Raw genomic sequence first — 15,831 nt, 5'->3', positions numbered from 1 at the left:
AAAAGCGGGATTCTCAGGGGTTGGGCCGGTTAACCATCTTTTATGCACAAGGCTTACGGGGCCGATCCCTCCAAGCCCCCGAATCTTGGGAAAGATGGAGCTTCACAGCTCGATCATGATCTTGATCTTCTCCGGAGTCGTTTCGACCGCTTCGGCAATCTGGCTGCGGCAGCGGGCGATCAGTTCGGGCAGGCCGACGATCGTGCGAGTCGGCTTGAGATCGGACGCAGTGACGCCCAGAGCCTGCGCAATCGGCTCGATGCGATCCTCGATCGGCCGCGCACGGTCCTGTTCCCAGGCCCATACGGTCGGTTTGCTGACGCCCAGCTTCTCGGCGAGTTCGCCCTGGGTCATGCCGCGCAACTTGCGCAGGCGGTGCAGTCGCTCGCCCAGCGTTTCGCCGCCGATCGCGGCAACGCCCTGGACCTTGGCCGAACCGTCCGGCTCGACACCCGGTTCGACCGCGCCGCGCAATTGTGCCGCGCTCAGTGCGAAAGCGGACAGCGCCTTGTCGAAGCTGCAGCCGTAGAGCGTGCCGCTTGCCCATTCGACCGTCGCGTGGACCTGGCCCGCCTCGGGGAAATCGAGGTCGATGGCCTCGCCGATCTCCAGTTCGGTCTTGCTCTCCATGAGCATGCCCGATTCGGAGAGGTTATGAATGACGACGGAGGTCTCGGTGCCGGACTCCAACGCACCGCGCGCTTCCAGCCGCAGCTTGCGCCTGTGCGCGCGCGGTCGGGCCGCATCGACCGGTAGTTCATCGAATTGAGCGGCAATGGCCATGCACGTAACCTCCTGAAAGATCCCCAAATCGTCACCCCTTACGGTTAAGATTTGGTTAGGAGGGCCTCCGCAGTCCGCCCCGGCATGTTTCGGACCACTGGCGAAACATGCGAAACTGGCGGAATTGCGCGCGCCGGAAGCCTCAACGGTTCGTCGCAACCGTGGCCTAAAGCTCCCCTTACCCCCTCGAAAGCCATTATGGCTGGCAATGGCGGGCCATCGCGGCCAAATGGCGCACCATGCAAGCGAATCCCGCCACTACCGGTCAGGAAGGCCGCATCGGCACCGTCTATCTCGTCGGCGCAGGCCCGGGCGATCCGGACCTGCTGACGCTGCGCGCCGCGCGGCTGCTGATGTCGGCCGGCCTCGTCGTGCACGATGGCCTTGTCGATCCGGCGATCCTCTCCATGGCCCGCTCGTCGGCGCGACTGATCTCCGTCGCCAAGAGCCGCTCGCGCCACACCATGGAGCAGGAGGCGATCTGCGACCTGCTGGTGAAGGAAGCGCTTGCCGGCAACGACGTCGTGCGCCTCAAGGGCGGCGATCCCTTCGTCTTCGGGCGTGGCGGCGAAGAAGCCGAAGCCTGCCGCGCTGCCGGGGTCCCGGTAGAGGTCGTGCCCGGCATCTCCTCGGCGCTGGGCGCATCGGCGGCGGCGCAGATCCCGCTGACCCACCGCGACCACGCCTCGATCGTCTCGTTCGTCGCCGGTCAGTGCAAGGGCCTTACCGATCAGGACTGGTCGGGCCTTGCCGGCAAGGGCCGCACCCTGGTGATCTTCATGGGTCTGGCCACCGCCGCCCAGATCTCGGAAAAGCTGATCGCCGACGGCCTGACGCCGGAGGTTCCGATCGCCGTCATCGAGAACGCGACCCGCAAGCAGATGCGCGTGCTGCGCGCCTCGCTGGCCGGCCTTGCCGATCTTGTTCGCGATGAGAGGGTGCAAAGTCCCGCCCTCATCGTTATCGGCGACGTCGCACGCGCCGAATCCGGCGATACCGACAATTCCATTCGCGCCCTGGCGCTTGAGGCCCAGAACATGGAGATAGGGCAGTGAAAATTCTTACGGGCAATGACCTGAAGACCGGAGCGGTCATCTGGTGGACCGGCGTGGGCTGGTCGCTGGACGTCAACGAATCGGCCGATGTCGGCGAGCATGGCGCGGCGGTCATCGCCCGCGAGGAAGGCGCGCAGAACGTCTTCGCCGCCTATATCATCGACGGCCAGAAGGACGCCGAGGGCGTTCGCCCCGCCCATATCAAGGACCGCATCCGCGCCCTGGGCCCCACCGTGCGCCCCGACCTGACGCTCAAGCCGTCCGAACCCGAAGCCGTGAACTGGGTGATCTGATGTACAAGTACGACCAATACGACCAGCAGATGGTCGACACGCGCGTCGCGGAATTCCGCGACCAGGTGAAGCGCCGCCTCGCCGGCGACCTGACCGAGGACCAGTTCCGGCCGCTGCGCCTGCAGAACGGCCTGTACCTCCAGCTGCACGCCTACATGCTGCGCGTTGCGGTGCCCTACGGGACCCTCAACTCGACGCAGATGAAGATGCTGGGCGACATCGCGGACAAGTACGACCGCGGCTACGGCCACTTCACCACCCGCCAGAACATCCAGTACAACTGGATCAAGCTGGAAGACACGCCCGACATCCTCGCCGATCTCGCCTCGGTCGAGATGCATGCCATCCAGACCAGCGGCAACTGCATCCGCAACATCAGTTCGGACCAGTACGCCGGTGCGGCCGCGGACGAAGTGATCGACCCGCGCCCCTATGCCGAGCTGCTGCGCCAGTGGTCGAGCTTCCACCCGGAATTCCTCACCCTGCCGCGCAAGTTCAAGATCGCCGTCATTGCCAGCGAGACCGACCGCGCGGCGATGAAGCTGCACGACATCGGCATCAGGATGGTCAGGAACGACGCCGGCGAGATCGGCGCGCGCTTCTACGTCGGCGGCGGCATGGGCCGCACCCCGATGATCGCGCCGGTCATCCGCGAATTCGTGCCGCTCGACCAGCTGATCACGTACTCCGAGGCGTGCCTGCGCGTGTACAACCGCTATGGCCGCCGCGACAACAAGTACAAGGCGCGCATCAAGATCCTCGTCCATGAACTGGGCAAGGAAGAATACACGCGTCAGGTCGAGGAAGAGTTCGCGCACCTGATGTCGCAGGGCATCGAGCCGCCGCTGGCCGAACTTGAGCGCATCAAGCAGTACTTCGTCGACCCCGCCTACGAGACCGGCCTGTCCGACGAACTCGACCTGACCGATCCCGACTTCCGCCTCTGGGTGGAGCGCAACTGCCAGGAACACAAGCAGGCCGGCTACATCATCGCCACTGTCTCGCTGAAGCCGGTGGGCGGCATTCCGGGCGACGCTTCGGCCGACCAGATCCGCCTGATGGCCCAGCTCGCCAAGGACTACAGCTTCGACGAACTGCGCGTCACCCACGCCCAGAACATCGTCTTCCCGCACGTGAAGAAGGCCGACCTCTACACGCTGTGGCAGAAGCTCGACGAGGCCGGTCTCTCGACCGCCAACCTCGACACCGTGGGCGACATCATCGCCTGCCCGGGCCTCGACTACTGCAGCCTTGCAAATGCCCGCTCGATCCCGGTGGCGCAGAAGATTTCTGAGCGCTTCGGCAGCGCCGAGAAGCAGGCCGAGATCGGCGAGCTGAAGCTGAAGATCTCCGGCTGCATCAACGCCTGCGGCCACCACCACGCGGGCCACATCGGCATCCTCGGCGTCGACCGCAAGGGCGTGGAGAACTACCAGCTCCTGCTCGGCGGCTCGGAAGGCGCCGACACGTCGCTGGGCAAGATCACCGGCCCGGGCTTCGATGAGGACGGTATCGTCGATGCCGTCGAAAAGGCCACGCAAGTCTATCTCTCCAACCGCGAGGACGGGGAACGCTTCCTCGACACGTACCGCCGGATCGGCATGGATCCGTTCAAGGAGGCTATCTATGGTTGATGTCCAGTTCCGCTTCCGTGACGATGAAGCGGTCAACGATCCCGCCGTCACGGTCGATGCTTTCACCGAGCAGAGCAATGCCTCGGCCGTGCGCATCGAGCCGGGCGACGACGCCCGCGACCTGCTGCCCCACCTCGACCGCATTGCGCTGGTCGAAGTGAATTTCCCGGCATGGACCGACGGGCGCGGCTATTCCTCGGCCCGGGTCCTGCGCGAAGCGGGATTCACCGGCGAGATCCGCGCCGTGGGCGATGTCGTGATCGACATGCTCAGCCATCTCAAGCGCTGCGGCTTCGACGCTTTCGCGCCCGACAAGCCGCTCAACCCGACCGACGCACAGAACGCGTTCGAGCGTTGGGACAATGTCTATCAGGCGACGGCTGACGGCCGCCAGCCGATCTGGGCGCTACGGCGCCCGGCCTGAGGCCGGCGCCAGCCCCCGGAACTTCACCGAGGATTTCCGATATGACCGAAGCGACACGCATCCGCGACCGCATTGACACCGGCCCCCGCTTTGCCGAGGCCGATGCCGTGCGCCTCAACCGCCTCTTCCGCGGTACCGACACGATCGAAATGCTCGAGACGGTGCTCAAGGAAGGCATGGCGGGCGATGTCGGGATCGTGTCCAGCTTCGGTGCGGAATCCGCGGTGCTGCTCCACCTCGTCTCGCAGGTCGACCCCGGCGTGCCGGTCCTGTTCCTGGAAACCGGCAAGCACTTCCCCGAGACACTCGCCTACCGTGACCTGCTGATCGAGCGCCTTGGCCTCAAGGACCTGCGCAGCCTGACCCCGGATGCCGAGGAACTGGCCAAGAAGGACGAATCCGGCCTGCGCTGGTCCTACGATCCGGACGGCTGCTGCGACATCCGCAAGGTGAAGCCGCTGGCCAAGGCCCTGCTCGGCCTGGATGCCTCGATCACGGGACGCAAGGCTTTTCAGGCCTCGACCCGCGCGACGCTGCCGCGTTTCGAGATCGACACGACCGACGAACAGGGCCGCCTCAAGATCAATCCGTTGATCGACTGGTCGCCCGAACGGATTGCCGCCTATATCGAGAAGCACGACCTGCCGCCGCACCCGCTGGTGGCCGAAGGCTATCCCTCGATCGGATGCATGCCGTGCACCAGCAAGGTCGCACCGGGCGAAGACCCGCGTTCGGGCCGCTGGCGCGGTTGGGACAAGACCGAGTGCGGCATCCACGTCGCGCATCACACCCCCGACCATACCGAGCAGGTTGCACCGGAATTCGACCCGGGCCTCTAAGGGCTCCCTAGCGACCCCACTACCAACCCGGCTGCGTAACCGCGCCCTTGTGGTTCCGCCCAAGGAAGGGGGCTTACCCGCCTGACGTCGGGTCCGGCTCAGCTTGTCGCGGGCGCGGTGCCGCCGGGGTGCCTCCCTGCCCTTTGCGGCAGAACTGCAACCAGCAGGACGATGCCGAGGACCAGCACCGCCGTTGCAATCGGGCGGCTGAAATCGAGCCCGCCCTGCGCCAGCGGCTTGTCGAGGAAATCGCCAACGGTGGCGCCCAGCGGGCGAGTGAGCACGAATGCCACCCAGAACAGCGCCACGCGGTTCGCCCGGGTAAAAGCCCAAAGCGCAACGAGCCCCAGCAGCAGGCCGCCGAAAAGGGCCGCGCCTCCCAGATAGCCCAGACCGCCGTCATCGGCGGCCCAGTCTCCCAGCGCGGTTCCAAGGGTCTGCGAAAATGTGATGGTCAGCCAGTAAAAGGCCTCCGTACGCGCCGAAACGACCGTATCGACCGACACCGAGCCATTCACGGCTTTCCAGACGAGCAGCGAGCCGATCACCAAGGCTCCCAGAACAAGCGTTCCGCCGGGATAACCGATACCAAGCGAGCGGGTGGCGAAGTCGGCCATTGTCGTGCCGGCCGTGGTCGAGGCCACGATCGTCGCCCAATAAAGCCAGGGGCGAAACTGCGCAGCCCGCACCTGGGCCAGGATCAGGAGGACGAGCGGCACGAAAAATACCAGGGTGCTCAGCCAATAGCCAAGGTCGTAAGTCATCGACAGCGTATCGCCGCCGGTTTCGCCCAACGTCGTCGCCAGAATCTTGATGATCCAGAAACCCAGCGTAATCGCCGGCACTTTCGTCGCTTTATGTCCCATCATGCCTCGCCGCATCGAATTGCACGTCTCTGCATGATGCCGCGGGACGGCCCATTCCTCAGTGCCTGCCCAGATTTTTCAAGGGTCGCTTGCGGTTGCATGGAAAGAACCGGGGCGTGAGATAAACGCAAGGCCGCTGCCCTTACCCTCGCTGGCGCAGGGCATTACATCGCGAACATGTCCATACCGCAGTGCAGCATCAACGAGTCGAGCGGCGCCTCCGCCCGCGCGGTCCACCCCTTTCTCGTCACACTGGCGCTGGCAATGGGTGCCTTCGCGATCGGCACGACCGAATTCGCGGCGATGAGCCTGGTGCCCTATTTCTCCCGCGATCTGGGGATTACCGAGCCCCAGGCCGGCCATGCGATCAGCGCCTATGCCTTGGGCGTGGTGGTGGGCGCTCCGGTCATCGCGGTACTGGCCGCGAAGCTGCCGCGCCGCGCGCTGCTGATCGGGCTCATGGCCATGTTCGCGCTGGGCAACGGCCTGTCCGCCATGGCCCCAAGCTATGACCTGCTATTGCTCTTCCGGTTCCTAAGCGGCCTGCCGCATGGGGCCTATTTCGGGGTCGCCGCGCTCGTCGCAGCCTCGCTGGTGCCATCGAACAGGCGCGCGCAGTCCGTTGCGCTGGTCATGTCCGGCTTGACGGTCGCGACGATCATCGGCGTGCCGCTGGCGAACTGGCTCGGACAGGCAATGGGCTGGCGCAGCGGCTTTGCCGTCGTATCGGGCCTTGCGCTGCTGACGATGGCTCTCGTCGCGCTGTTCGCGCCGCACCAGACTGCCGCGAAAGGCGCCAGCCCGATGCGCGAGTTGGGCGCACTGCGCCGCCCGCAAGTCCTGCTGACGCTGCTGACCGGCGCCATCGGCTTCGGCGGCCTCTTTGCCGTCTATACTTACGTCGCCTCGACCCTGATCGAGGTCACCCACGTCTCGGAAAGCATGGTGCCGGTGATCCTGGCCGTGTTCGGCGTCGGCATGACGGTGGGCAACCTGTTCTGGGCCTGGGCCGCCGACCGCGCCCAGAACCGCGCGGCCATAGGTGCCCTGCTGTGGAGCGCGGTCGCCCTTGCGCTGTTCCCGCTGGGGGCGGGCAATATCTGGAGCCTCACTGCGGTCATCCTCCTGATCGGTTTCGGCGGCGGGCTCGGCACGATCCTCCAGACCCGGCTGATGGACGTTGCCGGCGAGGCGCAGGCGCTGGCCGCCGCAGCGCACCACAGCGCCTTCAACATCGCCAATGCCCTTGGTCCATGGCTGGGCGGGCTGGCGATCACGGCGGGCTATGGCCTCACGTCGACCGGTTGGATCGGCGCCGCGCTTTCACTGGCCGGTCTCGGCATCTTCATCGTGACGATAACGCAGCATCGCAAGCAGGTGGACCTGCAGCCCGCCCTGGCCTGATGCTTGCGGAAGGCTAATGCTCGACGCGGCGTTCGAGTTTCATGTGCACGGCGCCCGGTGTCGTTTCCACGGCGCTGACGAAGAATTCCTTGCCCGGCTTGCCAGGCCCGAACAGGGGCGTGCCGCCGCCGGTTTCCTTGGCAATGACGCGCAGCCACATCTCGTCGGCCATGCCCGACAGCAAAGCGGCCTGCACCGTGCTCGCCTCGCCGATGGCAAGGACGGCTTTCTCTCCGGCTGCCTGCTCCGCCCGCTCGAACGCTTCGGTGAAAGTGTCGAGGAAATGGAACCGCAAGCGTTCGTTTTCCTTGGGGTAGCGTGCTGGCGGCGGATCGTCGGAAACGACGAAAATCGGCACCTGCAGCTCGTAATTGTCGGCAAACCAATCCGGGTCCGTCACCGTATCGAAGCTGCGGCGGCTCATCACCACCGCCCCGCAGGCGGATACCAGCGGCTGACGCAAGTCCGCACGGTTGAGGGCCTCGATGGGAATGATGCTTTGGCCGCGAGCATCGGCACAGAACCCGTCCATGCTGGTGGCGGCATCGATAATCATCCTGCCCATTCCACTCACTCCCGACTTTGTGCCACGCCGCATGCAGTGGCACACTAGCGGTAACAATCCGCCCAACCCCGTCAGAGTTCCCATAGGTCGGTCAGGCGGTGCTGCGACTAAACGACCACAAGGGGCATAGTCTACCATGCTCCTATCCAACCGGGCTACGTCTTTATGCGAGGGTCCCTGCCCCATCGCCGCCATGTCATCCGCAGTATGGAAATTGCGTCGCAATAAGGATTAGCCAATTGTCCTTTTGACGCACGGCCTCAATGATCGCCAACTGTTCCTTCGGTCAGGCAGCAATCGGGCCGGTTTCGACAATAGACCATCCAAAGCAGCAGCTTAACCGATCATCATCAGGCTGGCATTGCCGCCTGCCGCAGTCGTGTTGATAGAGATGGAGACTTCCTCCAGCAGGAAATCGAGCGGCCACTCCAGATCCTTGCCCGGCAGAGAAGCGTGGACCGTGACGATCGCGCCGGGGCGTCTTGCGACTGCCTCGCAAGCCTTGCGAACGTCCTCGCTACCCCCTTCGACAAGCACGGCACCGAACGATTCGTCCGAGTCGCTTTCGAAGAAGGACGCCACTTGTCGCGGCAAGTCGGCGGGAAGCGCCATGCCTTCCACCACCGCGCGGTTGCCCGTTGCCAGTGCTGCGGCGATCTGTGCGAAGAGCCCTTCGCGCGTCTTCGGGAACAGCAGGATCCGGCCGCGCGGATGCAGCGCATAGAGATTACGTTCTCCGACCGGGCCCGGCAGCGCAAGCTCGGTGCCGAGCGCGCTGGCCGCACCCATCGCGCGGGCGCGATCGGCGGCCGCAGTCTCGCCTTGCCTCTCCAGCCACTCGATAAAAGCACCAAGCGCATCGAAAGGTGTTCCCGAGGGCGGGAGGACCTGCGGCGGAACCGTGACCAACCGCCCCTGGTAGAGCGGCCCGCCGGCCTTGGGGCCGGTCCCCGAAAGGCCGCGCCCACCGAAAGGCTGCACCCCGACGATGGCACCGATGATGTTGCGATTGACATAGAGATTGCCTGCCTTCGCGCGCGAAGTGACTTGTGCCACCGTACCGTCCAGTCGCGTATGCAGGCCGAAAGTCAGGCCGTAGCCGGTAGCGTTGATCGCATCGACCAGCTTGCCGAGGTCCGCCCTGCGGAAACGCAGCACGTGCAGGACCGGGCCGAAGACCTCGCGGCCGAGATCCGCAATGCTGTCGATCTCGATGATCGTCGGGGCCACGAAAGTGCCATGGGCTGTCTCGTCAGCGGGGACCGCGACCTGCTCGACCTTGTGCCCGCGCTTGCGCATCGCTTCGATGTGCGCGTTGATGTTGTCCCGGGCCTCGGCCGTAATGACCGGGCCGATGTCGACGGCCAGTTGCTGCGTGTTGCCGATGCGCAATTCGGCCAGCGCCCCCTTGAGCATGGTCAGGGTCCGCTCGGCGATATCTTCCTGCAGGCACAGCACGCGCAATGCCGAGCAGCGCTGGCCCGCACTGTCGAAGGCCGAAGCGATGACGTCGCCCACGACCTGTTCGGCCAGTGCCGAGGAATCGACGATCATTGCGTTCTGTCCGCCGGTTTCGGCGATCAGCGGGATCGGCTTGCCGGCCGGCGACAACCGCGAGGAAAGCTGCCGCTGGATCAGGCGCGCCACTTCGGTGGACCCGGTGAACATCACCGCTGCAACCTTGGAGGCGGCCACCAGCGCCGCGCCGACCTTGCCGTCTCCCGGAACGAGTTGGAGCGCATCCCTGGGAACGCCGGCCTCGTGCAGGATACGCACGGCTTCGGCAGCAATCAGCGGGGTTTCCTCGGCGGGTTTGGCCAGCACCGGATTGCCCGAGACAAGCGCGGCGGTGACCTGCCCGATGAAGATTGCCAGAGGGAAGTTCCACGGGCTGATGCAGACCACAGGGCCAAGCGGCGCCTGATCCTCGCCCAGCGTATCGCGGGCCTGCGTGGCGTAGTAACGCAGGAAATCGATCGCCTCGCGCACTTCGGCAATGGCATTTGCGGCCGACTTGCCCGCCTCGCGCATGACGAGACCCATGAGCACCCCGATCCGGTCCTGAAGGACGTCGGCGGCGGTTTCCAGCATCGCCGCGCGCTCGGCTACCGGCACATGCTTCCAGCGGCTGAGCGCCGCGCGTGAGACTGCCATTTCCGACACTTGGGGCGCGGCTTCGAAGACGCAGCCCACGACGTCACGATGATCGGCCGGGTTCAGGACCGGGCGCTCCTCTCCCTGCCCATAGTCGGGCATGGCATACCAATCGATACTTGCAGATTTGCGCAATTGACCGGCCAGGTCCGCCAGCTCGGTTTCGCTGGACAGGTCGATACCGTCCGAATTGCGGCGATGAGGATAGAGGTCGCGCGGCAGGGCGATCAGCGGATGTCGCGCACCCGGCTCGGGCATCGCGCGCACGACGTCGACCGGGTCGGCGGCCAGTTCCGAAACGGGCACCGACGGATCTGCGATGCGGTTCACGAAGGACGAATTCGCGCCGTTCTCCAGCAGGCGCCGCACCAGATAGGCCAGCAGCGTCTCGTGAGTCCCGACCGGCGCATAGATGCGGCAGGGCCGATCGAGGTTATCCTTGCCGACGACTTGCTTGTAAAGCGGTTCGCCCATGCCGTGCAGGCACTGGAATTCGTATTGGCCCACGCTGAAATCCGGCCCCGCAAGGTGGTAGATCGTCGCCAGCGACTGCGCATTGTGGGTCGCGAACTGGGGGAACACCGCGTCCGGCGCGGCCAGCAGCTTGCGCGCGCAGGCGATGTAGGCAACGTCGGTATGGACCTTGCGGGTATAGACCGGGAAGTCCTCCAGCCCGTCGACCTGAGCGCGCTTGATCTCCGCATCCCAATAGGCGCCCTTGACGAGGCGGACCATGATCCGCCGCTGCGCCCGGCGGGAAAGATCGACGATCCAGTCGATGACGGCGGGACAGCGCTTGCCATAGGCCTGGACCACGAAGCCAAGGCCGTTCCAGCCAGTAAGTTCGGGATCGAGCGCAAGGCTCTCGAGCAGGTCCAGCGACAGCTCGAGCCGGTCGGCTTCCTCGGCATCGATGTTGAAGCCAATGTCATACCGCTTCGAAAGTACCGCCAGCGCCTTCACCCGCGGCAGCAGTTCGTCCATCACCCGCCCTGCCTGCGCCCGACTGTAGCGCGGATGTAACGCGGAGAGCTTGATCGAGATGCCGGGGCCTTCATAGACGCCCTTGCCGCCCGCAGCCTGGCCGATGGCGTGGATAGCGTTCTCGTAGTCCGCATAGTAGCGAGAGGCATCGGCCGCCGTCGTCGCAGCCTCGCCGAGCATGTCGTAGCTGTAGCGGAAGCCCTTGGCTTCCAGCTCGCGTGCTCGCTTCACGGCTTCCTCGATAGTCTCGCCGGTGACGAACTGCTCACCCATCATGCGCATCGCCAGATCGACGCCGCGGCGGATGACCGGCTCACCGGCACGCGCGATCAGCCGGGTGAGTGCAGCGGACAGACCCTTGTCATCGACGCTGCCGACAAGCTTGCCGGTCACCACCAGCCCCCAGGTCGCGGCATTGACGAAAAGCGACTTGCCATTGCCGAGGTGGCCGCTCCAGTTGCCCTCGGCGATCTTGTCGCGGATCAGCGCGTCGCGGGTATCGTCATCGGGGATACGCAGCAGCGCCTCTGCAAGGCACATGAGCGCGACGCCTTCCTGGCTGGAGAGCGAGTATTCCTGCACGAGCCCTTCGACACCGCTGCCCCTGGGACCGCTGCGCAGTGCAATCACGAGACGGCTGGTGGTATCGCGGATATCCGAACGCAGCTTGTCGTTCAGGCTCGCCGCACCGAGCAGAGGAGCCATGCACTCGGCTTCGTCCCGGCGATAGGCGGCCGTTATCGTCTCGCGCAGCGCGGAAGCGGGGCGGACTGGCGGGGCGAAGTCAGAAAAGGGCTCGATCTGGGTCATGCCGTCATGATAATCCAAGGCAATGCGGCAATCTGCCTTTTCAGATGCCATCGGAAGATCTATTTTCCCAATTATCAGGACAATTTTAGGCCATATGAATGACTTTGACCGACAAAGAGGTCGATCTGGATAGAACGGATCGAAAAATCATCGCAGCACTGCGGGAGGACGGGCGCATGACCGTGACGGACCTCGCGCGGGAAGTCGGAATCAGCAAGACGCCCTGCCAGGTGCGCCTGCGCCGCCTGCTGGAATCCGGGGTCATCCGGGGCTTTCGTGCCGTCGTCGACCCGGCCAGCCTCGGCCTCGATCACGTCGCCTATACCGAGGTGAAACTGTCGGACACGCGCGAGCAGGCGCTGAGCGAATTCAACGCGGCAGTACGGCGCCTGCCGGAAGTCGAGGAATGCCACATGATCGCCAGCAGCTTCGACTACCTGCTCAAGGTCCGCACGGCTGACATCCGTCGCTACCGCATCGTGCTGGGCGAAAAGATCTCCAGCCTGCCCCACGTGTCTAGCACATCGACTTTCGTGGCGATGGAAACGGTCAAGGACGCCAACAGCTGACCGGGAAATTGCCCGAACGACGGTAAAATAATACCCATGCGCTGCACGGCCGCGCGATACATTCCGCTGGCCAGAACCGACAGTCGGCAAGGCTGCCTCAGGTCATCGCAACAGAGCAATGAATCGTCGATGTGACAAGCATGAAAGTCACGGTTTCGGAGACATGCACGAATTTCTGGCCGTCGGTGGTTCAGTTATATATTTCGATCTGATAAGCACCCCATATTACTAGGAGTAACCAGCACGAGCACCGGCAGTGCGGCCGGCAGGACGGTAAAAGAACAATCCCTACGCGAAAGTCCCTAGACCGGAGGCCCCGACTGACCTCCGCAAGTCGATCGCTTTCCCCTCGTGCAATCCGGCGCGAAACCCCGCGCAAGCCGCGTCACCTGCGGCTGTCCGGCACCCTGATCGCGGCAGCCATGGCCGTGTCGGCCATCCCTGCTGCCGCAATCGCTGCACCGGCTCCGTCCTTCTCTGCCAACGAACCGCTTTCCAGCGACACCGGCTATACCAAGCTGGACTGGGACGCTTCGGGCGAGGTTGTCATCCAGCAGGCGCGCAAGGCGGATCTTTCCGACGCCCGGACGATCTACGAAGGCCCGAACCATGCGCTGTTCCTTTCCGGACTCTCCGGCGGAACGTATTACTTTACGCTGCGCGACGAGACCGGGGCGCAATCTGCGCCGCTCAAGCTCACGGTCACGCACCAGTCGCTGACCCAGGCGCTGATCCTGACCGCAATCGGCTTCCTCGTCTTCATCGCCACGGTCGCGGTGATCTTCCGGGGAGCGCGCGATGACAAGTGAAGCCGCCCTCCTTCCGGCCGGCGTCGGATGGGCCCTGCTCGCCGCCTTCAGCGTGCTGTGGATCGGCCTCGGCATTTACTGGGGCCGCCGCAACAAGAGCTTCGAGGATCATGCCCTGGCCGGGCGCAATATCGGCCTCGCGCTGGGATCGGCAACGGCAGCGGCGACCTGGATCACCTCGAACACGACGATGCTGGCCCCTCAATTCGCCCTGCAACTGGGCGTATGGGGCATGCTCGCCTACTCGACGGCGGCGATCGGCCTGCTGCTCTTCGCGCCGATGGCAGGCCGCATCCGCAAGCTGATGCCCAACGGCTATACCAGCGGGGACTTCTTCCGCCTGCGCTACGGCCGCGTCGCCTGGGCGGTGTTCCTCATCTTCACCCTGTTCTACTCGCTGACTTGGCTGGTTTCGATGGCGATGGCCGGCGGCATCCTGCTCAATACGCTATCGGGCATCCCCTATGCCTGGGGCATGTCGGTGATCCTGGGCGTTTGCGTCCTCTATACGATGCGCGGCGGTTTAGCCGCGGTGATCGGCACGGACTTCATCCAGAGCCTGATCATCATCGTGGGCATCGTCATTGTCGGCGTGGCGGTGCTCTCGCACGTCCCGGTCGAGAAGATCCACTCCAATCTCGCCGCCGAGCGCCCTGCCCTGCTCGACGTGCTGTTCCCGGCGGCGATCATGGCGATCTTCAACAACCTGCTGTTCGGGCTGGGAGAGGTCTTTCACAACAACGTGTGGTGGAGCCGCGCCTTCGCCTTTCGGGAGGGCGTGGCGGGCAAGGCCTTTGCGCTGGGCGGCCTGATCTGGTTCCCGATCCCCTTCGCGGCCGGTTTCGTCGCTTTGGCCTCCGGCGCGCTCAACGTGCCGGTGCCCGCCGCCGACATGGTGGGCCCGCTGGTCGTCGCCGAAGTGCTGGGTGAAGCCGGTGCCATCGGCATCTTCATCATCGTGTTCTGCTCGCTCGCCTCCAGCATCGACAGCCTGCTGGCGGCAACCGCAGACCTGATGACCGAGGACGTCTATCGTCGCATGTTCCGGCCTGCCGCCCATCCCGAGACGCTCAAGAAGATGGCGCAGTGGGTAACGCTGGGGCTCGGTCTGTTCACCTGGGCGGTATGTTTGCCGCGCATCGGCACGCTGGCGACGGTACTGTTCTTTGCCGGCCCCCTGGTCGGCTCGATGATCTGGCCGATCGTCACCGGTCTTTACTGGCGCCGCGCCAACACGACCGGCGCAGTCGGCGGGATGCTGCTGGGCGCCGGCGTCGGCCTGTTCTTCTATTTCGCTATCGGCTTCTACGTGGCATCCTTGATCGCCACTGCCGTCTCCATGATCTGGGTGCTGGCCTGCAGCGCCCTGTCCAAGACCCGTTTCGACTGGGCCCTGCTGAGGGAGGCTGAATGACCTTCTCGACCCAATTCCTGTCCGTTCTCGTCTATGGCTCGCTGGCATGGTGCGCCGTCACCGCGCTGGGACTGGGCGCCCTGCTCATCCGCGACATCGCGCGGGGAGAGATCTGGTGACCCTGCCGGCATCGCGGGTCGACCACGCCCCCGCCATCGTCAAGCGCCCGGGCAAGATCGGCAATTGCCCGAACCCGGTCGACTTCATCGCGAAATCGCCCAAGCTCAAGCTGCACGTGCTGGACCAGTTGCGCGGTGCATCGGTGCTCTCCGCCGCGCAGTTCGACAAGGACCTGCTGTGCGAACTGGCCAAGTTCGCGGCCTACCTGCAGCTCAAGCGGTTCGAAGTCGGCCGTGCCATGGACGACAAGATCATGGCCGCGGCCTTTTTCGAACCCAGCACCCGCACCCGGCTTTCCTTCGAAAGCGCCATGCTCCACCTCGGCGGCAAGACGATCAGCGTCGCCGACGGCAAGACCACCGGCGTCGCCAAGGGCGAATCGATGCGCGACATCGGCCAGATGTTCAATTCCTACGCCGACGTCGTCGTGGTGCGGCACACCGAGCAATCGGCCGTGAGCGAAATGTGCGAGTACTTGCGCGTGCCCCTGCTCAACGGCGGCAACGGCTCCGACGAACATCCCACGCAGGCGCTGGCCGACTGGTACGCACTGCTCAAGTGGCGGCCCGAGATCGCGTGGGCCAGCCTGCCGGAGAAGTTCCGTCTCAACATCGGCATCATCGGCACGCCGGGCAACATGCGCACGGTGAAGTCGTTCCTGATGCTGGCGCTGCTGTTCCACGAGAACATCAACCACATCACCATCTTTTCCGAGATGGCCGACCCGCTCGGCGAGGAACTGCGCGAACTGACGAAGAACAGCCCGATCGGCATCGACTTCTCGCAGAACCTGCAACAGAGCCTCGAGTATCTCGACGTCATCTACATGAACGCCATTGCCTACCTGGGCGACGGCTATCGCTTCTTCGGGGATGCCTTCTCGCTCAACGACAAGAGCAGGCTGAAGGACGACACGGTCATCCTCCACCCGCTGGCGCGCGGCGAGGAACTCGACGTCAGCCTCGATGACACCCAGCACAACCTCTATTTCAATCAGGCCGACGGCGCCGTCTGGATCCGCCAGGCGTTGCTGCTCGCGATTTTCGGTCGGGTCGCGGAAGTCGTGCCTGCAGAACTCCTCGCCTGACCGGCGGGCCCAGAACCAAGG

At 64.7% G+C, this 15,831-nt stretch carries 15 protein-coding genes; 11 read left to right on the top strand and 4 right to left on the bottom strand.

Going from position 1 to position 15,831, the window contains the following annotated elements:
• Positions 1-102: 102 nt before the first annotated feature.
• Complete coding sequence (locus J3474_RS01240) at positions 103-783, bottom strand: helix-turn-helix domain-containing protein (protein WP_013832302.1); 681 nt, start codon at positions 781-783, stop codon at positions 103-105.
• A gap of 239 nt (positions 784-1,022) precedes the next feature.
• Between J3474_RS01240 and cobA the strand changes: the two genes are divergently transcribed.
• From cobA to J3474_RS01215, 5 genes are read left to right on the top strand one after another with little or no spacing between them, the layout of a single operon-like run.
• Positions 1,023-1,838 (top strand): uroporphyrinogen-III C-methyltransferase, encoded by an 816-nt coding sequence (gene cobA / locus J3474_RS01235; protein WP_013832301.1) that lies wholly within the window; start codon positions 1,023-1,025, stop codon positions 1,836-1,838.
• The gene (locus J3474_RS01230) at positions 1,835-2,131 is read left to right on the top strand and encodes a DUF2849 domain-containing protein (protein WP_007013544.1); all 297 of its coding nucleotides are present in this window, start codon (positions 1,835-1,837) and stop codon (positions 2,129-2,131) included. The genes cobA and J3474_RS01230 overlap by 4 nt, the downstream gene beginning before the upstream one ends.
• Entirely contained in the window at positions 2,131-3,765 is a 1,635-nt protein-coding gene (locus tag J3474_RS01225; protein WP_013832300.1) for a nitrite/sulfite reductase, read from the top strand. The genes J3474_RS01230 and J3474_RS01225 overlap by 1 nt, the downstream gene beginning before the upstream one ends.
• Positions 3,758-4,189 carry a DUF934 domain-containing protein gene (locus J3474_RS01220; protein WP_207092827.1) on the top strand — a complete coding sequence of 144 codons (432 nt, stop codon included), beginning with the start codon at positions 3,758-3,760 and terminating at the stop codon, positions 4,187-4,189. Before J3474_RS01225 ends, J3474_RS01220 begins: the two co-directional genes overlap by 8 nt.
• Positions 4,190-4,230: 41 nt before the next feature.
• The gene (locus tag J3474_RS01215; RefSeq protein ID WP_207092826.1) at positions 4,231-5,028 is read left to right on the top strand and encodes a phosphoadenylyl-sulfate reductase; all 798 of its coding nucleotides are present in this window, start codon (positions 4,231-4,233) and stop codon (positions 5,026-5,028) included.
• Between the two features lie 98 nt (positions 5,029-5,126).
• Here J3474_RS01215 and J3474_RS01210 read toward each other — a convergent pair whose 3' ends face one another.
• Entirely contained in the window at positions 5,127-5,894 is a 768-nt protein-coding gene (locus J3474_RS01210; protein ID WP_207092824.1) for a hypothetical protein, read from the bottom strand.
• Between the two features lie 177 nt (positions 5,895-6,071).
• Here J3474_RS01210 and J3474_RS01205 point away from each other — a divergent pair, with 177 nt between their 5' ends.
• The gene (locus J3474_RS01205) at positions 6,072-7,298 is read left to right on the top strand and encodes an MFS transporter (protein WP_207092823.1); all 1,227 of its coding nucleotides are present in this window, start codon (positions 6,072-6,074) and stop codon (positions 7,296-7,298) included.
• A 13-nt stretch (positions 7,299-7,311) separates the two neighbouring features.
• Here the strand turns inward: J3474_RS01205 and J3474_RS01200 are convergent, their stop codons facing one another.
• Positions 7,312-7,863, bottom strand: a complete 552-nt coding sequence (locus J3474_RS01200) for a dihydrofolate reductase family protein (protein ID WP_207092822.1) — start codon at positions 7,861-7,863, stop codon at positions 7,312-7,314.
• A 336-nt stretch (positions 7,864-8,199) separates the two neighbouring features.
• On the bottom strand, positions 8,200-11,811 hold the full coding sequence (putA, locus tag J3474_RS01195; RefSeq protein ID WP_207092990.1) for a trifunctional transcriptional regulator/proline dehydrogenase/L-glutamate gamma-semialdehyde dehydrogenase: 3,612 nt from the start codon (positions 11,809-11,811) through the stop codon (positions 8,200-8,202).
• 98 nt (positions 11,812-11,909) lie between these two features.
• On the opposite strand from putA, the gene J3474_RS01190 reads away from it, so the two are divergent.
• The 5 genes from J3474_RS01190 (at position 11,910) to J3474_RS01175 (ending at position 15,810) form a co-directional block, all read left to right on the top strand.
• The gene (locus J3474_RS01190; RefSeq protein ID WP_007013536.1) at positions 11,910-12,380 is read left to right on the top strand and encodes an Lrp/AsnC family transcriptional regulator; all 471 of its coding nucleotides are present in this window, start codon (positions 11,910-11,912) and stop codon (positions 12,378-12,380) included.
• Positions 12,381-12,802: 422 nt separating this feature from the next.
• Complete coding sequence (locus tag J3474_RS01185; RefSeq protein WP_207092821.1) at positions 12,803-13,189, top strand: hypothetical protein; 387 nt, start codon at positions 12,803-12,805, stop codon at positions 13,187-13,189.
• On the top strand, positions 13,179-14,603 hold the full coding sequence (locus J3474_RS01180; protein ID WP_007013534.1) for a sodium:solute symporter family protein: 1,425 nt from the start codon (positions 13,179-13,181) through the stop codon (positions 14,601-14,603). The genes J3474_RS01185 and J3474_RS01180 overlap by 11 nt, the downstream gene beginning before the upstream one ends.
• The gene (locus J3474_RS22860) at positions 14,600-14,722 is read left to right on the top strand and encodes a hypothetical protein (protein ID WP_007013532.1); all 123 of its coding nucleotides are present in this window, start codon (positions 14,600-14,602) and stop codon (positions 14,720-14,722) included. Before J3474_RS01180 ends, J3474_RS22860 begins: the two co-directional genes overlap by 4 nt.
• Positions 14,719-15,810, top strand: a complete 1,092-nt coding sequence (locus J3474_RS01175) for an aspartate carbamoyltransferase (RefSeq protein ID WP_041558779.1) — start codon at positions 14,719-14,721, stop codon at positions 15,808-15,810. Before J3474_RS22860 ends, J3474_RS01175 begins: the two co-directional genes overlap by 4 nt.
• Positions 15,811-15,831 lie beyond the last annotated feature (21 nt).

The organism is Novosphingobium sp. PY1, from assembly GCF_017312445.1.
Lineage (GTDB): Bacteria > Pseudomonadota > Alphaproteobacteria > Sphingomonadales > Sphingomonadaceae > Novosphingobium.
This window is presented reverse-complemented; position numbering and strand designations above follow the sequence as displayed.